The organism is Sutcliffiella sp. NPDC057660, from assembly GCF_042800035.1.
Classification (GTDB): Bacteria; Bacillota; Bacilli; order Bacillales; family Bacillaceae_I; genus Sutcliffiella_A.
Map to the genome: position 1 here is coordinate 21565 of NZ_JBHVHV010000011.1, position 24303 is coordinate 45867.

Genomic DNA, 24303 nt, shown 5'->3' on the forward strand with positions numbered 1-24303 from the left:
AATGTTTATACCAACTTTGAACTCCCTGTTGATTTCCGTTCCAGGCAGCAGCGATCGCGGGGCGGTGCTTGAGCCTCCTCGGCTTGCCTGCGGGGTCTCAAGTCTACCGCTATCTCCCGCAGGAGTCTCATGCCTTGCACTCCAATCAACAGGGGCAACAGTTGAAGCATAACGACTTCATTGAATTTTCATTTTTCATAGTGTAAACCTTTTACTTGAAGATCATTGTTACAGATTTGTATTGATTTCAAGGTCGCTAGCTGTTGATTGGAGCAATAGGCGAAGACTCCTGCGGGAGAAGCGGAGTAGGGGAGACCCCGCAGGCGCAAGCCGAGGAGGCTCCGCACCCGCCCGCGGAAAGCGCAGCCTAGTGCGGAAATCAACAGCGGTGTTTAAAAGACTAATAAAATTATTTTCTTAACAAAGGGAAGGCGCAATTAAAATTGGGCATCGTAAAGCCTGTTATAGAAACGTTTCGACAAAATAACAGAATTTTACACAAAACATCTTAATAAATATAGGTTTATATGCATAAAAACGTTTCAGTACATGTAAGCCAAGGAGGGAACCATAATGGGGAAAGACGTAAAAGCTCTTTTAGATCAAATGACACTGGATGAAAAAATAGCACAACTCTTGCAATTGGCTACTTTTTTCTACAAAGGTGCTGCCGGAGAAGGCGAAATTACTGGTCCAATGGCCAATATGGGAATCAATGAGGACGTTGTAACAAATACCGGCTCCGTTTTGGGAGCATCAGGGGCAAAAGAGGTTCAAAACATCCAGAAAGAGCATTTGGCAGAAAACCGATTAGGTATCCCTTTGCTTATCATGGCTGACATCGTTCACGGATTTAAGACGATCTTCCCGGTACCACTCGCAATCGGGTGTTCCTGGAATATGGAGCTGGCCGAAAAAAGCGCGGAAATAGCGGCAAAGGAAGCAGCTGTATCCGGTGTTCATGTGACATTCGCTCCGATGGTGGACCTAGTTCGTGACCCGCGCTGGGGACGTGTGATGGAATCCACTGGTGAGGATCCTTACTTGAACAGCGAGTTTGCTAGAGCGTTCGTTCGAGGATTCCAAGGTCAGGACCTGACAAACGACCTTCATCGCGTAGCGGCTTGCGTGAAGCATTTCGCCGCTTATGGGGCAGCGGAAGGCGGACGTGACTATAACACGGTAAACATGTCAGAAAGACAGCTTCGTGAATCCTATCTGCCAGCATACAAGGCGGCTTTGGATGAAGGCTGTGAAATGGTGATGACGGCATTCAATACGGTGGATGGCATTCCGGCAACAGGAAACAAAAAGCTGATGAGAGAGCTTCTTCGCGAAGAATGGGGCTTTGATGGCGTCATCATTTCCGACTGGGGCGCAGTGAAGGAGCAGATCTTCCACGGTGTTGCAGCGGACGAAAAGGAATGTGCACAAAAGTCGATCGAGGCTGGTGTGGACATCGAAATGATGACCTCCTGCTATCCGAAGCATTTGAAGGAGCTTGTGGAAAGTGGGGATGTATCAGAGGAAACTATCAACGAATCCGTACTTCGAATCCTGACATTAAAAGAGAAGCTTGGACTTTTTGAAAACCCATACCGCGGGGCATCGGAGGAGCTGGAGGCGGAAGTCATCCTGTCAGAAGAGCATCGCAAGGTATCAAGGGAACTGGCGACAAAATCTTGTGTTCTATTAAAAAATGAAAATGTCCTTCCTCTGAATAAAGAGCAAAAGATTGCACTGATCGGACCGTTTGCTGCAAGTGGAGATATCATGGGCGCATGGTCGTGGCATGGCAGACAGGAAGATGCGGTTCAGCTTCAGGAGGCTTTCAAAACGAAAATGGATTCCTCCAACTTAACGATTGCACAAGGCTCCGACATAGAAACGATTACGGAAGAGCAGATCCAGGAGGCGGTAAAAGCAGCACGGGACGCAGATGTAATTGTACTGGCTGTCGGGGAGAGAGCGGATATGAGCGGAGAGGCAAAGTGCCGCGCTGACATTCGTTTACCACAGGCACAGCTTGAACTGATCGAAAGTATGAAAGAATTGCAGAAACCGATCGTTACCGTGCTTTTCAACGGTAGACCACTGGATCTTCACGGTGTGATTGATAGAGTGGATGCCTTACTTGAAGCATGGTATCCGGGGACAGAAGGTGGCGCTGCCGTTGCAGATCTGCTGTTTGGCGATGCCAACCCTTCAGGTAAACTGACGATGAGTTTCCCGTATTCCGTTGGTCAGGTTCCTGTCTATTACAACCACTTCAATACAGGCAGACCAAACAGACCGGATGCACCAGACCACTATGTGTCCAAATATCTCGATATTCCGAACGAACCGCTTCTACCATTTGGCTACGGCTTAAGCTATACAAGCTTCACATACGGTGAGATGAGGCTTGCAAATGAAACGGTAACGGCAAACGAACCGATTACAGCGTCCATTCAGGTGACCAATTCCGGTCCAATGGCTGGAGAGGAAATCGTTCAGTTTTATGTTCGGGATATTGCCGGTGAAATCGTTCGTCCGTTGAAGGAACTGAAAGGCTATCAAAAAGTATGGCTGGAGCCTGGTGAAACGAAGGAAGTCAGCTTCACGATTTCGGAAGAAGCCCTTCGCTACTACCATGCAAACCTGGCGTTTACAAGTGATAATGGGGAATTCCATGCCATGATCGGACCAAACAGCACGGAGCTCACAATTCGTTCATTCAGATTAGAAATATAGAAGAACTAAAAGGAGGACTTTCCATGCACACTCAAACTAGAAATGACGCAAAGATTAATATTCAGGCAGGAAACTATCGCTTTACGTTTTTAAACAGTGGAGATATCTTCGAGGCGACCCATAAAGAAATCATGATCAACCAATGGATGTCCAACCCGGTAGACGGAGCGCTTAACAACATTTTTTTACGCTTGCATCAAGAAGATGGGATAAAAGCATTTCCTCTTTTAGGCGTTAGATCTACAAGCAAGGTGAGCTATTCCGAATCCCGCATGGTCTGGGAAGGCACAGTGGAAAACGTATCCTATCAGGTCATCTTCCACCTATCGGACAAAGGCATCTGGTTCTGGGACGTAACGGTAGAAGGCCAAGGCCAGAAGGTTGACATTGTCTATGGACAGGATGTCGGGATCGGAAGCAAAGGCCTGATCCGGTCCAACGAATCCTATCTATCTCAATACATCGACCACAAAGTGTTTGAAGAGGAGAGCAGAGGCTATGTTGTCTGCTCCCGCCAGAACCAGCCGCAGCCGGGAGGGTTCCCTTATCTGCAGCAGGGCTCTTTGACAAAAGCGGTGGGCTATTCAACGGACGGATTCCAATTCTTTGGCCTATCCTTTAAAGAGACAAACAAGCCGGAAATCCTTTCACAAGCTTCTCTTCCGAATGAAGTGTATCAGTATGAATTCGCCTACACGGGATTGCAATCGGAAAAGGTGACACTGGACGGCAGCAAGCAGTTTGTTTTCTACGGTCTCTTCAAGGAAAACCAGGAGCAGGCGGTAACAGCACTTGAGTTTGAAGACGAAGTAGAGCAGGCATGGCAGGAGGTTCTTCCAATGGGAGCGGCTGAACTGAAGTCCCTCGAAAAAGTGAGCATCCTTCCATCTATCGGAGGAACTCTTTCTGGTGATGCTTGGACAAAAGAAGAAGTGGATGCGCATTATCCTGTCCGCCATCAGGAGGAATGGGAAGGAGATACCTTGCTTTCCTTCTTTACCGACACGCATGAGCATGTCGTGCTGAAAGAGAAGGAACAGCATGTGGAACGTCCTCATGGCCACATCATCATGTCCGGTAACAACGACGAAATGACGGAAAATGTTATCACTTCCACATTGTACATGTACGGAATTTTCAACTCCCAGCTGGTGGTTGGGAACACAAGCTTCAACAAAATGATGACCAATGCACGTAACGCCCTGAACGTAATGAAAACTTCCGGTCAGCGCATCTATGTAGAGGTGGAAGGCAGCTACAAGCTGTTGACCATGCCATCCGTGTTTGAGATCGGCTTCAACTATGCACGCTGGTTCTATAAGACAGCGGATGATACGATTGTCATCACAAACTATACAGTGGTTGATTCACCGGAAGTTCACCTGACTGTCCGTTCCGAAAAAGGGGAAGCGTACCGCTACCTTGTAACCAACCAGATCAGTATGAACAATAACGAGCTTGATAAAGATTTCGGCATGCATGTTGATGGAAAGACTCTAACCTTCCATGCAGCAGAAGGATCTGATTCGATTCATACGTATCCGAACCTCGCTTACAAGCTGACAGTTGATGGTGCAGAATTCACGGTGGAGAACGAGAGCAAGCTTGCGCAAAATGTTGTGCCAAATTCCGCATCCCTAGTGGTGCTTGAGCTTGGTGCAACTTCCGAGTGGCACATGGCGGTTCAAGGTTTGCTTCACGGAGAAGAGCTGCCATTTGTTCAACGTGACGTTTCGGCGGAAATCGATCGTTACCGTGTATTCTTTGAAAATGTCATGAATGGCTTTAAGCTTTCCAAGAATGGCGAAGCAACAGAAGAGCTGGAAAAAGTGAATGCATTGGCATGGTGGTACACCCACAATATGCTAGTCCACTACTCCGTCCCTCACGGCTTGGAGCAGTACGGCGGGGCAGCATGGGGAACTCGTGACGTATGCCAGGGGCCGACCGAATACTTCATGGCTACACAAAAATACGACAGCGTAAAGGAAATCATCAAGAAGGTCTATTCCCACCAGTACGAGGATACAGGAAACTGGCCGCAGTGGTTCATGTTCGATAAATACTTCCGTATCCAGCATGATGAAAGCCATGGCGACATCATCGTTTGGCCGTTGAAAGTCTTAAGTGACTATTTGACCATCACGAAGGACTACAGTATTCTGCAGGAGCAGGTTCCTTATACAATCCGTAAAGCCTATCAGTTCACCGAAAATACTGCAACGGTATATGAGCATGCAAAGAAAGAAATCCAGTTCATCAAGGACAACTTCCTGCATGATACGTATCTATCTTCCTACGGAGATGGGGATTGGGATGACACGCTTCAGCCTGCGAACGCACAGTTGAAGCAGTACATGGTGAGCAGCTGGACCGTTTCCTTGACCTATCAGGTGCTGAACACATTATCCAAGGCATTGGAAGAGGTGGATCAGACAGAAGCGGCTGAATTGAAACGCTTAGCGGAAGGAATCGAAAAGGACTTCAATAAATATATGCTTGGCAACGATGTGATTCCAGGATTCGTCTACATGGAGGAGCCAGGAAAGCCTGAATTGATGGTGCATCCAGAGGATACGAAAACAGGCATCCATTACCGCCTATTGCCGATGACCCGCAGCATGATCAGTGAGCTGCTGACACCGGAGCAAGCTGAAGCCCACTATAGTGTCATCAAGGAAAAACTGTTCTGCCCGGATGGAGTAAGACTGATGAACCGCCCGGCCAAATACGCAGGCGGAGTGAGCACCCACTTCAAACGTGCCGAGCAGGCTGCAAACTTCGGCCGAGAAATCGGATTGCAGTATGTACACGCCCACATTCGTTTCGTGGAAGCAATGGCGAAGATCGGCAAAACGGATGAGGTATGGAACGGCTTGAATGTCATCAACCCGATCGGCATCCAGAACGCGGTACCAAATGCGGAGCGCCGTCAAAGCAATGCATATTTCAGCTCCTCAGACGGACAATTCAATACGCGCTATGAAGCACAAGAAGGTTTTGATAAGTTACGCGACGGTTCCGTGAAGGTGAAAGGCGGATGGAGAATCTACTCTTCCGGCCCTGGAATCTACATGAACCAGCTGATCTCCAACTGCCTGGGCATCCGTCAGCACGGAGGCAATCTTGTCATCGATCCTATACTTCCCGAAAAGTTGGATGGACTGAATTTTGAATTCAAGGTGAACAGTCACGAAGTAAGCTTCGTCTACCGCCTGAACCAGGATGAGAAAAAGGTATCGGTGAACGGGCAGTCGGTCGAAGCGGCTGCGTTATCGAATAGATACCGTGAAGGTGGATTTACGATCAGTAAGTCGGTGCTTGAGAATGTGTTAACTGAAGGTAAAAACGTGATTGAGATTTTTGTTTAAAACAGAAGTAACGGCTGACCCGAAAAGCAGATTATGCTTTTCGGGTCTTTTTTTATGGCGCTATTAAAGACCGCTGTTGATTTCCGCACTAGGCGCAGCGACCCAAGGGGCGGTGCTGGAGCCTCCTCAGGCTTCGCCCTGCGGGGTCTCCAGCCTACCGCTACCTCCCGCAGGAGTCTTCGCCTATTGCTCCAATCAACAGCTAGATTCTAAAAAAATCAACACTTTAAATAACTAATCCTTTTTTACGTTTTAAACGAATTATAAAATAAAAATCGATGAATTATCCAAACTGCATGTTTTTGTTAATTGTCTCGGCTGTTCTTTTCAGTATAATTCTAGGAAAGATAGTTTTTCAGAATATTCTAAATTAACGTGAAAGGAGCGTGTGCTTATAACCGTTTTCTCTCTTTAAGTGAATGTCTTTTCTAAAGCTACAATCCCCCATTCATTAAAGGTACATTCACAAACAAGACCTGCATAATGTAGTTTCTTTATCCTTGAATAAAAAATTGTGTAATACATGGAGGTAAAAAGAATGAAATATACAATTGCATCTTATTCATTTCACGGAATGATGAACGAAGGGAAAATGGATGTTTTCGGCTACCTGGAAAGCGCCAAGTACCGTTATCACCTTAATTCAGCTGATATTTGGAACATGATGCTTGATAGTTTCGATGTAGATTACTTGAAAAAAGTGAAAGAAGCCATGGATGAGAAAGACATGTACCTTGCCAATCTCTGTGTCGATTGCGCGGAAGTTTGGGACCCGAACCCGGAAGCAAAGGAACAGTGGTATCAGAATGCACTGAAAAACTTGAAGGCGGCGGAGATCTTAGGTGCAGAGACAGTCCGGATCGACATGGGTGGCAGGGATTTGGAAATGACGGAGGAACAGTTTGAATATACCGTGATGCGATATAAGGAATATGCGAAAATTGCCCATGATTGCGGGTTTAAGATTGGTCCTGAAAACCATTGGGGAGCTTCTCGTGTACCGGAAAACATTAAGAAAGTATATGAAGCAGTAGACCATCCGTCCTTTGGAATCCTGTTGCATTTTGACAATTGGGATGTCGACAAGGAAAACGGGGATAGACTTTGTGCACAATATGCTTTCCATACCCACCTGGCTGCCTGGGTTATCCCACAATGTGAGGAGAAATTGAGGATTCTCGACTCAGTTGGATATCAGGGACATCTTGGAATCGAGCATCACTCATCAATAAATGAATACAGCCAGGTAGCATGGCAGCTTGCAACAGCCCGTAACACTTGGGAAAATATGAAAAATCAACAATTAAGAAAGATTGGTGTATAATCCTATGGGAAAAATACGAATCGGCGTTATTGGTGTCGGTATCATTGGTAAAGATCATTTGGATAAATACGCAAATGTGACCGGAGCGGAAGTTGTGGCAATCTGTGACATCAATGAAAATGAATTGAGAAAGGTATCCGAGCAATATAAAATCCCTGATACGTATATAGACTTCCGTGAGATGTTAAAAAGAGAGGACATTGACGCTATTGATGTCTGCCTGCATAACAATCTTCATGCTCCAGTGACCATAGAAGCACTGGAGGCCGGGAAGCATGTGTACTGCGAGAAACCAATTGCAGGTTCATATGTAGATGGAAAGAGGATGCTGGATGCTGCAAAAGAATACGGGAAGAAATTGCACATACAATTGAGTTTCCTCTACTTAAAAGAAACAAAAGCTGCTAAAAAGCTGATAGATGGAGGGAAGCTAGGAACCTTATACCATGCCAGGTCCACCGGTTTTAGAAGGAGAGGACGTCCATATGTAGATGGATATGGAACAAAGGAATTTCTTCAGAAGAAGATGGCTTCCGGGGGAGCTTTGTTTGACATGGGAGTCTACCGCATCTCACAACTTCTTTATATCATGAACATACCAAAAGTGAAAACCATTACCGGGAAAACGTATCTCGAACTGGATATGGATGAAAAGAGAAAACAGATCAGCGGATTCGAAGTAGAGGAATTAGGGGTGGGTTTTGTCAGGTTTGAGGGTGGAGTAACGCTGGACATCATCGAGTCCTGGGCCATTCATCTAAATGGCTTCGAAGGCAGCTATCTTGTAGGTAATGAAGGTGGTATCCAGTTCCCTGGCTACACCAACGGAGTCAGCACCCCTTTCAGCTACCACACATCAATTGAAGGGATGGATATGGACGGAACCTTTGATTTAGGGGCAGCGGACTATCGCTGGCATCAGCTTGAGGAAAATACGGATGCCTACGACTCCTCTCAGCACCATTGGATTGCAGCACTTCAAGGCAGGGTGGAACTGTTGCCAACAGCAGAAATTGCCCTTCAGACCATGCTTATCAGCGAAGGAATCTATCTCTCAAATACTTTGGAGAGAGAAGTAACGGCAGAAGAGGTCATTTCCATGTCCAAGACACAGGCTTTAGAGCCAAGCAATGTATATTGACAGTTTAGATAAAAAGAATTGTAACCGATTACAACGTGAAGTATAATAGTTTTATCGAAACGTATCAATAAGGTAATCAGTAAATATTATATATTTTTTTACAAAAGAGAGAAACGTTTCGATTTCGTTGTGGGTTCTGCAAAAGAGGGATTTTAAAGTTAGAAAAAATTCTAGTATGTTATCTACCAGTGTCTATGATCCAAAAGTGTGTGTTCGAAAAGAAAGAGAAAATGTGCAGAAAGCTCTTCGAATTTGTAAAAACAAAAGGACCATACCTCATAGGACATATTGACATCGCAGATTAGCCCGACGTTTTCGCATCCATTAGCTCAAGCATTTTCCCATAGCTTTTTGAACACCCTTTTATACCTATCAATCAAAGGGGTGCAGTTCATGAAAATGTTAAAATCCTTGGTGGCAATCTCCACCAGTATGATGCTTCTGATCGGTTGCAGTAAAGATACATCAACGGAAAAGGAATCAAATAAGAAAGAGGTAACCATTTCCTTTGCAAGCTGGGGCCTTGGTACCGAAGAAGAGCGAAACCTGGATAGAATAATGATAGAAGAGTTCGAAGCGAAATATCCTCACATAAATATCGAGATCGATGAATCAGTCATCGCGAGTGAGCAATGGAACGACGGCTTGGCAGCTGCAGCTAGTGCTAATAAAATGCCGGATGTTTTCTCGCTTGCACAGATTCCTCCTGGTATTGCAAACAATTGGCTATTGGATCTCACTGAAATGGCTGCAGACGATGAAGACTTCGCAAAAATCCCGGAAGTGGTGCGGGAATCCGCCACTTACAATGAAGTTCTTTACGCATTACCTGCTGGTCAGCAGCTATTAGGATACTATGTCAATAAAGACCTGTTCAATCAGGAAAACCTGGATGTTCCGGAAAATGGCTATAGCATCGATGAGTTTGCTGATGCGGTAAGAAGTATTACGGATATCAGCAATGGACAGGTGGGAGTAAACAACCCTAACGCCATTCTTGACTGGTATCCCGCAGCGGTAAGTGACACTCTCGGCTGGTATACATACACGGAGGAAGGGTATCACTTGGATAGCAATGAGTTTATCAACGGGTTGAATTTTGCCAACAACTTAGTCACAAACGGCTATACGTATGAATCCTTGTCGGACGAACAAAAAAGCAATTTTACAGGGGAAAATCCTGGTGAGGTTTGGACTGCCGGCGGTATGGGACTTGTATGGGATGGAACATGGGCACTCTCCTCCTTTGAGGAAAACCTGGACTTTGAATATGATTTCATCGGGATTCCAGGCGGAAGAACAGTGGTTGCCAATGACTATATGGGAATCTCCAAGACTACAAAACATGCAGAAGAAGCGTATCTTTTCACAAAATGGATGACGTTTGGAAAAGAAGGATACTTGAAACGAATTGAAGTTGCAGTAGAGGAAGAAAAGGGCTTAAACGGTCTGCCAGTTACAACAGATGAAGAGGTATTGGATGCCTACTTTGAAATTCAAGACCTTCCTGGATTGCGTATTGCTTATGAAAAACTCGACAATGGAGTAATTGAACCATTCAAATTTGTTCCAGGGTACGTACAGTCCAGATGGGAAGCTCCAACCGGGGTAGCGGTGGAAGACAATCCGAATGCCAACATCACGACGCTATTGGAAGCGGCTGTTAAAGGTCAAGTAAAGATAGAAGACTACATTTCCCAAATCAATGATTTAGCAAATCAGAAGCACCAAGAAGGAAAAGAAGCAATTGGGCAATAATTGAATTAATAGTATAAAAATGAGTGCGGCGATCGTTTCATGGTCGCCGCTTTTATTCATCTAAGATGGGAGTTTTAGAGTATGGAAAAAGTGAAGGTTGGAATTATCGGAACAGGAACAATAAGCGGCATCTATCTGGAGGCACCAAAGAAATTCTCGATTTTAGATATTGTGGCAGTTGCCGATATTGATATCGAAAGGGCTCGGGAAAAAGCAGCAGAATATCAAGTGGAAAAGGTGTATACCGTTGAGGAGATGCTCGCAGATCCTGAAATTGAAATGGTCATCAACCTGACCATTCCAAAAGCTCATGCGCAGGTAACCTTGGCTGCTTTGAATGCAGGCAAGCACGTATTTGTGGAAAAGCCTTTGACAATCGAAGTCGAAGAAGGCAAGGAGATACTTGAATTGGCTGAGAAAAAAGGCCTGAGAGTCGGATGCGCACCTGACACATTTCTTGGAGGTTCCCTGCAGACATGTCGCAAGCTGATTGATGATGGCTGGATCGGACAACCGGTTGCAGCAACAGGTTTTATGCTTGGCGCAGGTCCGGAAGGCTGGCATCCAAATCCTGATTTTTATTACCAAAAAGGCGGTGGCCCGATGTTTGATATGGGCCCATACTATATCACGGCCATGATTCATCTGCTTGGACCGATCAAACGGGTGACAGGTTCTGCTCAAATCTCATTCCCCGAACGAACCGTCACAAGAGCCGAGGACTATGGGCGCAAAATTCCGGTAGAGACGCCGACACATGTGACAGGTATTCTGGACTTTGAAAGCGGAGCGGTCGGAACCCTTATCACAAGCTTCGATGTAAAGGGCGGAACAAGTCTGCCTTGTATGGAAATCTACGGAACCCTGGGAACGTTAAGCGTACCGGACCCGAATAACTTCGGTGGGACGATCACCATCAGAAGAGCGGGGGAAAACCATTTTACGGAGGTTCCATTGGCATACGGCTACAGCGAAAACAGCAGGGGAATCGGTGCAGCGGATATGGCCCATGCCATCCGGAGTGAACGCCCACATCGCGCAAGCGGACAATTGGCACTGCAGGCGCTAGAGACGATGCATGCCATTCATGGATCCTCCCGGGACGGAAAGCATATTGCAATCCAGCATGCCTGCCAACGCCCTGCCGCATTCCCGGTAGGATTCTCCCAGGACAGACAGGACCTTTTTAATAAGTAAAATCAATATCTATTGATTATTGTAAGTGTTTACATTATGCTATAAATAAGGTATTGAAACGTTTCAAAAGAGTTGGACCCGGTAGTTTCAAAACCTGAAACTACCAGTCCACCTTGATATATAGGGGTCAGAGAAAACATATTGGAGATGTGAAGAAGATGGCAACAATCAAAGATGTTGCAAAGCTAGCTGGAGTAGCGGTCTCTACAGCTTCTTATGCACTGAATAATGTAAACAAGGTAAGCCCTGCCACCATGAAAAAGGTGCAGGAGGCCGCACGTGAACTGAACTACATGAAAAATGGATTTGCGTCCGATTTAAAGCGGACCAAGACCAATACCATTGCACTGATTCTGAAGGATCTATCCGGACCCTTCTATTCCGAACTGATAAAAGGTGTTCAAGAGGTCACCATCAGGAACGGCTATGATCTGATCGCCTGCAGCTCAGTCGGAGGCGCGCAATCCACAGCTGTTAAATTTCTGAAGGAAAAGCGCGTGGACGGCGCCATTATCCTGGCCCATAACATCAGCGACGACATCATTCTCGATTCTGCAAGAGAAGGCTTCCCAATCGTCGTTCTGGACCGGAAAATAGATCATCCATTTGTCTATCAGGTGGAAGTCGATAATATCCATGGAGGCTATTTGGCCACCGAGCACCTTATTGAAAAAGGACACCGTGAGATAGCGTTTGTCAGTGGACCGATCGATTCCCATGATAATTCGATGCGCTTTGAAGGCTATCAGGATGCGTTAAGGCATTACGGAATCCCTTATCAATCCAAATGGAAAGTGTACGGCGACTTTACACGTGAGGGCGGCTACCGTGCAACCAAGATGCTGATTGCCCAACGTGACCTGCCGCAAGCATTCTTCTATGCGAACGATGAAATGGCGATCGGAGGCCTGCAGGCATTCAAAGAAAACAAGATCAGCGTACCAAACGACATTTCCATCATCGGGTATGACGATATCCAGCTTTCCGAATACGTCAGTCCTCCTTTAACGACCATCAGGCAGCCGAAATACGAAGTCGGTGCATTGGCAGTCCATGTCGTGTTCCAGGCCTTATCCAAAGAAAAAGTCGAACAGTCCTACAAGCTGTCGACCGAACTTATTGCAAGAAATTCTGTCAAACATACGTAGAAGCCATTCTTTCTTCCGATACTTTATGGAGAAGGAAGAGGGCTTCTTTTTTGTTCAGTCTTTCTTATTCCTGTTCATTTCCTACCTGTACCATAATAGGAATAGACATGCATACTGTTAATAAAAGCCTGACAATAGGAATAAAAATGACACCTTCTCCTAATGACCGTTGAAAATAATTTTTATACTAAATCATTCCCATAAAACTGGTCCTGAGTTATTTTGGAAGGAAAAGGAATTTTACTCAAGAAGAGTTTGTATTTACACATAATTATTTCAAACCTATAATGGTAAAAGGGGATTTTTGTTTAAAAAGATTAGAAAAAGTCAAAAAAATACGGTCTTACCCGTTTTTTCTTGTATTTGTCTAGGAGTCTAGTTTTTATTTTTTGAAAATTGCCACTTTTTAGTTTTGTGGTAATTCTACTAATCTTCACATTAAATCAACACTAGATTCATAATAGGGCTATACAATAATGACTGGGAAACAATTGTTGCAAATTTCCCCTTATTACTACGTAAGACACGCTAAATCACCATGATTCAACAAAAGGGTCAATAATATTTTAGAAAATGGGAGGAAGAAAATGAAAAGACGACACAAGAGGGTTATAAGTATTGTCACATTGGTTTTCTTGATCACAAGTTTATTTGCACCAGTGGCTAATACTAACGTTAAAGCTGAAGCTGTTGTTGCTACTGATCTCATTATTTCGGAATATATTGAGGGATCCAATTCTAATAAGGTTATTGAGCTTTTTAATGGAACAGGAGAAGAGGTCGACCTCAGAGGCTATACTCTCGAACATTACAATAACGGTAATTCAGCAACAACAGGTACTACAACCACAGATAAGGTTTTAACACTAGATGGAAAGCTTGCAACTGGAGATACATACGTTATTTCTCGTGCGGATGCGCATGCTGATATTGTTGCTGTCGCGGACAAAATTGACAGTAGCACGCAAGTCATTAATTTTAACGGAAACGATCAGATTGTCCTGAAAAAAGATGGACAAGTAGTAGATTCAATTGGCCAAGTCGGTTCAGTTGAAAATGTACTAGCTGATGTTTCTCTTGTTAGAGACAGCGATGTTACAACAGGCGATACAGTCATCAACGACGCTTTTGATAAAAACACAGAATGGTCGAACCAAGGGAACAATGTTTTCACTGACCTAGGAAAACATACTTTCGGAGCTGCCGATCCTGGTGAGCCTACCGATCCAGAACCAGTTCCAACAACCACTGTTGCAGAAGCTCGCAAACTAGGCGAGAACAACACAGTAACGATTGAAGGAATTGCGACAACGAACACAGGACTTTGGGGCGGAGATTCATTCTACATGCAAGATGAAACTGCTGGAATGTTCATTTATGGAAGTCCGAAGAGTGTAAAGCCTGGTGATGAAATTAAAATTACCGGCACTTTGAAAACATATAACAATGAATTAGAAATTGTGGATATTACAAATCTAGAAATCATCTCATCCGGAAACGAACTTCCTGCCACACAAGCTGTGACAAAAGTTGATGAGAGTACACAAGGTGAATTATTAATATTTGAAAGCGTTACCATTTCTGAAATGACAAAAGATACTTATGGAACGGCTTCTTTCCAAGCGGTTTTTGAAAGTGGAGAAAAAGTAACTGTCATTCACGATAATCGTACAGGGTCCAATTATGATGAACTGATTAAGCACTACAAAGAAGGCGATAAAGTTCATCTAACAGGAATTGGATCTATTAATGATACCGGCTATCATTTAAAAACTACTGGTTTAGAAAGCTATGACTTAGTTAACAAACCAGACGTATATGCAACTCAGGCACAAGGAGTTGTAGAAGCAGGTACAAAAATCGAATTGAAATCGGGTACTGAAGGTGCTGAAATCTACTACACTACGGATGGCTCAGCTCCAAGTTCAGCTAGTACAAAATATTCGGAACCAATTGCTTTAGAAACTGGAGAAACGACCATTAAAGCAATCGCAGTTACAGATGGTACTGAGAGCGAAGTATTCAGCTTCACCTACAAAATTTTGGATACAGAAGGCATTTTTATTCATGATATCCAAGGAAAAGGACATGTTTCCGAATATAATGGATCTTCTGTGACAGATATCACAGGTGTGGTAACTCATGTCTTTGGTACAAGCAGCTTTGTCATGCAGGATGTGGAGAATGCAGATGATGATAGCGCTACATCTGAAGCAATTGAAGTATTCCTAAGAACTCATGGAGTTTCTGTTGGTGAAAAAGTTTCTGTAGATGGAACAGTTACAGAATATGGTGGGGGCGCTAACCTCTCCAGAACACAAATTACTGGAACTTCAGTAGAAAAAACAGGTACAGCCGAACTTCCAGCGCCACTTGTTGTTGGGGAAGATATCATCCCTCCAAACAAAATCATTGATAACGACAAAATGGAATCTTTTGATCCTGAAGAAGACGGCATTGATTTCTGGGAATCTGTTGAATATATGCGCCTTTCCTTCCCGGATGCTCTTGTAGTAGGACCGCCATATACAAGCGATGTTCCAATCATTGTGGAAAGCACAACAAATAATGAGTTGAACGTTATGGGTGGATTAAATATCGCAGCAGACGATTATAACCCTGAAAAAATTATGCTTGATAACGTTGGTAACAACTTTAAATCAGGCGATCAATTTGATGGAGATGTCATTGGTATCCTTTCTTATGCAAGTGCAGGCTACCAACTGGTAACAGACAAGAGCACATTGCCTGAAGTGATCCCATCCACCATTAAACCAGAAGTTACACATATTGAACCTGCAGACGACAAATTGACTGTAGCAAATTACAATATTGAAAACTTCTCTAACAACAAAGCTAATACACCAGATGAGAAAGTGGCAAGAATCGCTAACTCTTTTGTGGAAAATATGAAATCTCCTGATATTATTACGCTTGTAGAGGTTCAGGATAATGACGGCCAGACGGATTCTGGTAGTGCTGATGCATCGGAAAGCTATGAGCGCTTGATTGACGCAATCAAAGCTGCTGGTGGTCCAGAGTATGATTGGATTGATGTTGCACCTGAAAATAATACAAACGGTGGTGCACCAGGCGGAAATATCCGTGTTGGATACCTGTACAACCCTGAACGAGTGGATTTAGTTGATGCTACTAAAGGTACAGCAACTCAAGCAAACGCTTGGTCAGAAGAAGGCAACTTAACGTTAAATCCAGGGGTTATCAACCCTGAAGCATTTACAAACACACGTAAACCGATTGCGGCTGAATTTGAATTCCAAGGTGAGCGTGTCGTAGTTATCGGAACTCATCTGAATTCTAAAGGTGGAGACGAATCTCTATGGGGAGCAAGTCAACCTCCTAAATTGGGTTCAGAAGCTGAGCGACTTCAATTAGCACAAGAAATTAACAGTTTCGTTGCTGCTGGACTTGCTAAAAACCCTGCTTTAAATGTGGTTGTTGCAGGAGATATGAATGATTTTGAATTCACTCCAGTACTTAAAACATTAAAAGGCGGAGTTCTAACTAATATGGTTGATCTCGTTCCTGCCAAGGATCGTTTCTCTTACTTCTTCCAAGGAAACAACCAAGTGTTAGACCATATCTTAGTTTCTAATAATCTAGTATCAAATACAACAGTTGATATGATTCATATCAATGCGAATTTCACGGAAGCACAAGGTCAGGCATCTGATCATGACCCTGTGTTGGTACAACTTGATTTAACGGGACCAGACCTTACAATCTTCCATACGAATGACACGCATTCCGCATTGGATTTGATGCCAAGGACTATCACTAAGCTAAATGAACTTAGAGAGGTTACGCCTAATGGACTCCTTCTTCATGCAGGTGATGCATTTACCGGGACATTGTATTTCAATGAATTCCAAGGTAAAGCTGATCTAGCCATGATGAAGCTGATGGACTTTGACGCAATGACTTTTGGTAACCATGAATTTGACTTAGGTTCTTCCTCAGAAGGCCATCAAGCATTGGTTGACTTTGTTAAGGGAGCAAACTTCCCATTAATAAGTGCAAACGTTGATTTCTCAAAAGATGCAAAATTCGACGGTTTATACAATGACTCCATTGAATCAGCATATGAAAACGGAAAAATTTATGACGGTATCATTAAAGAAGTAAATGGTGAGAAAGTTGGTATCTTCGGTTTAACGACAGAAGAAACAGCGGATATCTCCAGCCCAGGCTCCATTGAATTCCAGAACTATCTGGAAGAAGCAAAAAAAGCCGTTGAATATTTAGAAGAACAAGGTGTCAATCGAATTGTCGCTTTAACGCATATCGGATATGACGACAATGCAGCAGTCGACAATGACCTAGTTCTTGCTGAAGAAGTAGAAGGCATTGACGTAATCGTAGGTGGACATAGTCATACAGCATTGAAAGAGCCGGTAGTGGTAGATAATGATGCAACACCAACCCTAATCGTTCAAACTGGTAATGCAAACAATAACCTTGGTGTTTTGAATGTTAATTTTGACAAAAATGGTGTTATTTCCACACATGATGGTCACATTATCGCAATCACGGATAAAATTGAAGAGGATCCAGAAGCGGTAGAAGTGCTTGCTCCATTTAAAGCACATGTGGATGAGGTAGCGCAAACAGAAATCGGCGTGTCTACACCTAATGCTTTAGAAAACCCACGTACAGGCGGAGACAATACGAAACCAAGTGTACGTAGAAATGAAACAATCCTTGGTAACCTGATCACTGACGGAATGCTTGCGAAAGCGAAAGATTTCACTGGCAAGGATATCATCATGGCATTGCAAAACGGTGGAGGAATCCGCGCGGCAATCAATGCAGGGGAGATCACTGTAGGAGAGGTCATGACCGTTCTTCCATTTGCCAATACACTGGCAACGATGGAGTTGACTGGTGAGGAGCTTAAAGAAGCATTTGAAATCAGTTTAGGTCAATATCCAGGGGAAAATGGCGGATTCTTACACGTAGCCGGAGGTAAAATCGAGTTTGATTCTACAAAACCTGCAGGCGAGCGCGTAAAATCCATCAAGTTTTTAAATGAAGATGGCAAATATGTAAAAGTGAAAAATAGTGAAACGTACACGATTGCAACGAATGCATTTACAGCAAAAGGCGGAGACGGCTATGACGTATTCGCAAAAGTTTATGCAGAAGGCCGTGTAACAGATCTAGGCTTATCTGATTGGGAAAACTTCCGCGACCACTTAGTAAGTGTTGGCAGCGAAGGAATCCCAACTGAAACTGAAGGCAGAATCACAGATATAAAAGGTCTATTCGACCTAACGGTTATGCATACAAATGACACACATGCAGCTTTGGAAAATATGCCGAAAACCGTTACAGCCGTAAAAGAAATCAGAGAAGAAAATCCGGATGCACTTCTACTAGACGCAGGAGATGTATTCACTGGAACGCTATATTTCAATGAGTTCAAAGGACAAGCGGAACTTGCTTTAATGAAACTGTTGGGCTATGACGCCATGACATTCGGTAACCATGAATTTGACCTAGGTTCTTCAGCAGAAGGCCATCAAGCATTGGTTGACTTTGTTAAGGGAGCAAACTTCCCATTTGTAAGTGCGAACGTTGATTTTTCAAAAAATGCGAAGTTTGATGGCCTATTCAATGACTCCATTGAAGAAGCATATGAAAATGGTGAAATCTATAATGGTATCATCAAAGAAGTGAACGGCGAGAAAGTGGGTATCTTCGGTTTAACAACAGAAGAAACAGCGGATATCTCAAGCCCAGGCTCCATAACTTTTGAAAATTATTTAGAAGAAGCAGAAAATGCAGTTGCTTCCTTAGAGGCACAAGGTGTTAACAAGATTATTGCATTAACGCATATCGGATATGACGACAATGCAGCAATCGATAATGACCTAGTTCTTGCAGAAGAAGTAGAAGGCATCGACATCATCGTCGGAGGACATAGCCATACTGCATTATCCAAACCTGTAATGGTGGATAAAGATGCAACGCCAACTGTCATCGTACAAACTGGAAACGCTAATAGCAATCTGGGTGTGCTGGACGTAAGATTCGATGAAAATGGTGTAGTAATTGAAAATGACGGACACTTAATCAAAGTCAGCGGCAAAGAAGCTGATCCAGATGCAGTAGAAGTATTGGCACCATTCAAAGCGCATGTTGATGCGAAAGCAAATGAAGAAATTGGCGTATCAACTCCAATTGAATTAGAAAACCCAAGAACAAATGGCGACAATACTAAGCCAAGTGTACGTAAAAACGAAACAATCCTGGGTAATCTGATTACCGACGGAATGCTTGCAAAGGCTAAAGACTTCGTTACTGGTAAGAATGTCATCATGGCACTGCAAAACGGTGGCGGAATCCGTGCGGCGATTGATAAAGGTCCAATCACTGTAGGTGAAGTCATCTCAGTTCTACCATTTGCCAATACTTTGGCAACGATGGATTTGACTGGTGCAGAACTTAAAGAAGCATTCGAACACAGCTTCAGCCAATATCCAGGCGAAAATGGCGGTTTCTTACACGTATCCGGAGGGATAGTAGAATTTGATTCTACTAAGCCTGCAGGCGAGCGTGTAGTGTCCATTCAATATATGGATGAGAATGGTCATTTGGTGGAAATTAAAGACGATGAAACTTACTCCATTGCTACAAATGCATTCACAGCAAAAGGCGGAGACGGTTATGACGTCTTTGCAAATGCTTATGCAGAAGGCCGGGTAACTGATTTAGGCTTATCAGATTGGGAAAACTTCCGTGAGCATTTAGTGAATATTGGAAGTGAAGGAATCCCAACTGAAATCGAAGGTAGATTTGTAGATGTAAGTTTAAATCCGGGTGAAGGACCAGGAGAAGAACCGGGAGAAGAACCGGGTGAAGAACCAGGAGAAGAGCCAGGAGAAAATCCAGGCAATAAACCGGGAGAGAATCCAGGTAATAAACCAGGAGAAAATCCAGGCAATAAACCGGGAGACAAACCAGGTAATAAACTTCCGGTTACTGCAACAAATACTTTTACGATCATTTTGACAGGATTAATGTTAGTTCTGGCTGGTGGGGTTTTATTCTTCTTTAATAAGAGAAGAAGAACTGTTTAATTGCTCACTGGTAACTATCCTGTAATAGTTGATAGGCTTTAAAAAGAAAGCAACTGACCCCTGTGGCAGTTGCTTTTTTGTTTTAGATCTTTTCCTTGTTAATTTTTCAGCATTTCAAAGAAAAAGTCGGAATTATCCTATCCAGTTCGGACATTAACATTGAAAACGCTTTTATATCCATTTATAATAGAAAAGTACTTGTTGAAACGTTTCGTAGAGCTATTTATGGAAACGTTCTCATATCGCAATTCATAGTTTGATATTTTAATAAAATCAGAAGCAGATTATATAAGAGAGGAGCAATTTTATCATGATAAAAGTAACAGTTTGGAATGAAAACCGTCATGAACAAACGAATGAAAAGGTTAGAGAGGTTTATCCGGAGGGGATTCATGGAGCGATTGCCTCATTCCTGAAAGAGGACAACTTTGAAGTAAGAACTGCAACCCTCGATGAGCCGGAGCATGGCCTGACAGAGGAAGTTCTGAACAGTACCGATGTTCTTGTATGGTGGGGACATATGGCGCATGACGATGTGAGTGATGAAATTGTGACTCGTGTGAAAAATAGAGTACTAGATGGCATGGGATTGATTGTCCTGCATTCCGGACACTTCTCCAAAATCTTCAAAACCTTGATGGGTACGACGTGTGACCTGAAATGGAGAGAAGCGGACGAGAAGGAAAGAATCTGGGTTGTATCTCCGGGTCATCCGATTGCTGAAGGCATCGGAGAGTATATCGATATTGAAAGAGAAGAAATGTATGGCGAGCACTTTGACATTCCAGATCCGGACGAGCTAGTATTCGTCAGCTGGTTCGAGGGCGGGGAAGTGTTCCGCAGCGGATGCACATACAAGCGTGGAAAAGGAAAGGTATTCTACTTCCGTCCTGGACATGAAACCTACCCGACGTACTACCACGAAAAAGTGCAAAAAGTGATCAGCAATGCCGTAAAATGGGCAAAGCCGACAGAATGCGGACCTGTGCACTACGGAAATGCAAAACCATTAGAGGAAATCAAAAGCAAATAAATAGAGCATATCACTTAGGAGGTTTCTTTTATGAAAAAATTGAGAGTTGGAGTGGTAGGCTGCGGAAGCATCGCGAAATACCGCCATTTACCTGAATACCATGCAAACCAGAATGTCGAGCTTGTAGCACTTTGCGATATCGTACAGGAGCGCGCTGAACATGCTTCCGAGCAGTATGGTGGAAAAGTATATACGGATTACAAAGAAATGATCGACCGTGAGGAATTGGATATCGTGAGTGTCTGCACACCTAACTATCTGCATGCACCTGTTTCCATCTACGCATCCAAAGCGGGAATAAACGTATTATGCGAAAAGCCGATGGCAACATCAAAAGAAGAAGCGGATGAAATGATTGCAGCGGCTAAGGAATCCGGCAAAAAGCTGATGATTGCGCACAACCAGCGCTTTGTTCCTTCCCATCAAAAAGCGAGACAGCTTATTGAAAGTGGCGAAGTAGGAAAAATCTACAGCTTCCGTACAGCTTTCGGACACCCTGGGCCTGAGGGCTGGAGTGTAGACGGCAAGGACAGCTGGTTCTTCCGTAAAGAGGAAGCGTTCATTGGTGCGATGGGTGACCTTGGTGTCCATAAATCCGACCTGATGCGCTACCTTCTTGGAGAAGAAATCGTGGAAGTGGGGGCATTCATCGAAACGTCTGCCAAACAAAACACAGATGTAGATGACACTGCTGTATGTGTACTGAAAACGGAAAACGGCATTGTTGGAACGCTTGCAGCAAGCTGGTCCTATAAAAGAGAGGACAACTCCACAATCATCTATTCGGAAAAAGCGGTATTGCGTCTAGAGGACGATCCGACTCATTCTTTGGTTGTCCAATATGCTACAGGGGAAACAGTTCGCTATGAACTAGGAAGAATTCAGAGCAACGAGAGCGGCGGCCAAACGGGATCTCAAGTGATCGACCACTTTGTGGCGAGCATCATAGAAGACACTGAAGTGCTTGTAGATGGAAACGAAGGAAAGAATTCCTTAATGGTTATCCTGGGTGCACTTGAATCAAACGAAACGAAAAAAATCGTAAATATTAAAAACGACTTGAACTAAGGGAGCGTGAACTGCAATGAAACTAGGCGTGTTTACAGTACTTTTTGCCAATAAATCATTTACGGAAATGCTGGACTATGTGAAAGGTGCAGGGCTTGATGCAGTCGAGATCGGAACGGGCTGCTACCCTGGCAACAACCATTGTCCACTTGACACACTTCTTGAAGATGAAGGTGCACGAAATGCATACATGGAGGAAATCCACTCCCGTGGCCTTCAAATCAGTGCGTTCAGCTGTCATGGCAATCCGATTTCCCCAGATGAGGCTTTTGCAAAGGATTCCCATGAAACACTATTGAAGACGATTGACCTTGCAGCACTGACAGGTGTGGAAGTAGTCAACTGCTTCTCCGGAGTTCCTGGGGACAGCGAAAATGCAAAAGCGCCAAACTGGCCGGTAGCACCTTGGCCGAACGAGTACGGTGATGTATTGAAATGGCAGTGGGAAACAAAGCTGATTCCTTATTGGAAAGAGGTTGGAAAGTACGCAGAAGAGCGCAACATCAAAATCGGCCTTGAGCTTCATGGCGGATTCCTGGTGCACACTCCTCATACGCTATTGAAGCTCCGTGAGCTGACATCTCCTGCAATCGGTGCAAACCTGGATCCGAGTCATCTCTGGTGGCAGGGAATCGATCCAGTGGCAGCGATCAAAATCCTTGGAAAAGCTGGAGCAATTCATCACTTCCATGCAAAAGACACTTATATCGATCAGGACAATGTCAACATGTACGGCTTGACCGACATGCAGCCATATGGAGAAATCCAGACTCGTGCATGGAGCTTCCGTTCTGTAGGCTGCGGCCATAGCGTCCAGGAATGGTCTGACATGATGAGCGCACTCCGCACATACGGCTATGACTATGTGGTAAGCATCGAGCACGAAGACCCAATCATGTCCATTGAAGAAGGCTTCGCCCGCGCAGTGACAAACCTTCAATCCGTATTGATCAAAGAACAACCAGCAGAATTATGGTGGGTGTAAACCTACAAAGTTGACCAGAAGGGGCACAGAGTTGCCTCTTTTGGTTAGCTATTTTTCTATAAAAATAGATATTGTTTCGGTATGATTAATTAAATTATTCAATTAATGTACTCTGTTAATCTCTAGAGTTGATTAGCTGTTGATTGGAGCAATAGGCGAAGACTCCTCGAAAATGCGAGCATTTTCTTCGTGCGATGTATCGCTGCCGCAGCCTTCCTTGTCCTGCGGGAGACAGCGGTAGGCTGGAGACCCCACAGGCGAAGCCGAGGAGGCTCCAGCACCGCCCCGCGGAAAGCGCAGCCTAGTGCGGAGATCAACAGCGGTGTTATATAGGAATAATTAACAAGAAGATACATAGGGGAGGAAAAACAGATGGCTGATTTAAAATTAGGGGTAATTGGAGCAGGAAACATTTTTCGTTATGTGCATGCACCTGCATGGAAAGACAACAAGGATGTTGAAATCGTGGCAGTTTGTGATATCGACCGCGAAAAAGCCGAAGCAGTAGCAAAAGAATTCAACATTCCTCATGTTTACACAGACTACAAGGATGTATTGGCTCATGAAGAAATCAATATTGTGGACATTTGTACACCAAACCTTTTCCACTCCGAGTATTCTGTCGCAGCACTTGAAGCAGGAAAGCATGTTCTTTGCGAAAAGCCGGATGCAGTAAGCCCGGAAGAAGCGGAAAGAATGGCAGCGGCTGCTGAAAAATCCGGAAAAACATTGATGGTCATGAGAAACAACCGTTTCAGTGCAGCATCGGGCTACATGAAGCGTTTTGTGGAAAAAGGCCATATGGGCGAAATCTACACAGGTCGCTGTGGCTGGATACGCAGAAGAGGTATTCCTGGTAAAGGCGGCTGGTTCACGACAAAAGAACTTTCCGGAGGAGGTCCGCTAATCGATCTTGGCGTTCACTTCATTGACCTTGCGATTTGGATCATGGGCAATCCAAAGCCTGTATCCGTGGTTGGGTCCACTTACACAAAATTTGCAGACACAGATTTAGCAGATTCCGTTCATAGCCAATTCGGAACAAAGCAGGACGATGGAACATTCGATGTTGAGGACCTTGCAACAGGTTTCATCCGCTTTGATAACGGAGCTAGCCTGCAGATTGAATTCAGCTGGGCTTCCAACATCGAAGAAGAGGTGAACTTCTACGAGCTTCGCGGAACAAAGGCTGGAGCAAGCTTCAAAAACGGAAAACTGAAGATATTTACGGAAGTGGAAGAAAAGCTATGGAATGTCGAGCCGGAAATCGGGAACCATCATACTGGCGACCATGCGAATAATATCAATCATTTCGTCGACGTTGTTCAAGGCAGAGCGGAAGCGATCTTCACACCAGAACAAGGTGTCGACATGATCAAGATTTTGGATGCAATCTACAAATCTGCAAAAACTGGCCATGAGGTAAGATTATAAAATCGGAG

13 protein-coding genes are annotated in these 24303 nt (G+C 44.2%); all 13 read left to right on the forward strand.

The annotated features are described in order from the left end of the window. Position 1 precedes the first annotated feature (1 nt). The 13 genes from ACFVAD_RS13715 (at position 2) to ACFVAD_RS13775 (ending at position 24295) form a co-directional block, all read left to right on the forward strand. Complete coding sequence (locus ACFVAD_RS13715; protein WP_386640928.1) at positions 2 to 172, forward strand: hypothetical protein; 171 nt, start codon at positions 2 to 4, stop codon at positions 170 to 172. Positions 173 to 573: 401 nt separating this feature from the next. Beyond that, on the forward strand, positions 574 to 2733 hold the full coding sequence (locus ACFVAD_RS13720) for a glycoside hydrolase family 3 N-terminal domain-containing protein (RefSeq protein WP_386640931.1): 2160 nt from the start codon (positions 574 to 576) through the stop codon (positions 2731 to 2733). A gap of 23 nt (positions 2734 to 2756) precedes the next feature. Continuing rightward, positions 2757 to 6104 (forward strand): GH36-type glycosyl hydrolase domain-containing protein, encoded by a 3348-nt coding sequence (locus ACFVAD_RS13725; protein ID WP_386640934.1) that lies wholly within the window; start codon positions 2757 to 2759, stop codon positions 6102 to 6104. A 538-nt stretch (positions 6105 to 6642) separates the two neighbouring features. After that, the gene (locus ACFVAD_RS13730) at positions 6643 to 7428 is read left to right on the forward strand and encodes a sugar phosphate isomerase/epimerase family protein (RefSeq protein ID WP_386640937.1); all 786 of its coding nucleotides are present in this window, start codon (positions 6643 to 6645) and stop codon (positions 7426 to 7428) included. 4 nt (positions 7429 to 7432) lie between these two features. Next, on the forward strand, positions 7433 to 8569 hold the full coding sequence (locus ACFVAD_RS13735) for a Gfo/Idh/MocA family protein (protein ID WP_386640940.1): 1137 nt from the start codon (positions 7433 to 7435) through the stop codon (positions 8567 to 8569). Positions 8570 to 8962: 393 nt separating this feature from the next. After that, positions 8963 to 10327, forward strand: a complete 1365-nt coding sequence (locus ACFVAD_RS13740; protein WP_386640942.1) for an ABC transporter substrate-binding protein — start codon at positions 8963 to 8965, stop codon at positions 10325 to 10327. A gap of 81 nt (positions 10328 to 10408) precedes the next feature. Further along, positions 10409 to 11524, forward strand: a complete 1116-nt coding sequence (locus tag ACFVAD_RS13745; protein ID WP_386640945.1) for a Gfo/Idh/MocA family protein — start codon at positions 10409 to 10411, stop codon at positions 11522 to 11524. 158 nt (positions 11525 to 11682) lie between these two features. Beyond that, entirely contained in the window at positions 11683 to 12672 is a 990-nt protein-coding gene (locus ACFVAD_RS13750; protein WP_386640947.1) for a LacI family DNA-binding transcriptional regulator, read from the forward strand. Between the two features lie 587 nt (positions 12673 to 13259). Then, on the forward strand, positions 13260 to 19775 hold the full coding sequence (locus ACFVAD_RS13755; RefSeq protein WP_386640951.1) for a 5'-nucleotidase C-terminal domain-containing protein: 6516 nt from the start codon (positions 13260 to 13262) through the stop codon (positions 19773 to 19775). A gap of 310 nt (positions 19776 to 20085) precedes the next feature. Further along, positions 20086 to 20808, forward strand: coding sequence for a ThuA domain-containing protein (locus tag ACFVAD_RS13760; protein ID WP_386640954.1), 723 nt, complete (start codon positions 20086 to 20088; stop codon positions 20806 to 20808). Positions 20809 to 20838: 30 nt separating this feature from the next. Continuing rightward, positions 20839 to 21876 (forward strand): Gfo/Idh/MocA family protein, encoded by a 1038-nt coding sequence (locus ACFVAD_RS13765; RefSeq protein WP_386640957.1) that lies wholly within the window; start codon positions 20839 to 20841, stop codon positions 21874 to 21876. Positions 21877 to 21892: 16 nt separating this feature from the next. Next, on the forward strand, positions 21893 to 22861 hold the full coding sequence (locus tag ACFVAD_RS13770; RefSeq protein ID WP_386640960.1) for a sugar phosphate isomerase/epimerase family protein: 969 nt from the start codon (positions 21893 to 21895) through the stop codon (positions 22859 to 22861). 372 nt (positions 22862 to 23233) lie between these two features. After that, entirely contained in the window at positions 23234 to 24295 is a 1062-nt protein-coding gene (locus tag ACFVAD_RS13775) for a Gfo/Idh/MocA family protein (RefSeq protein WP_386640963.1), read from the forward strand. Positions 24296 to 24303 lie beyond the last annotated feature (8 nt).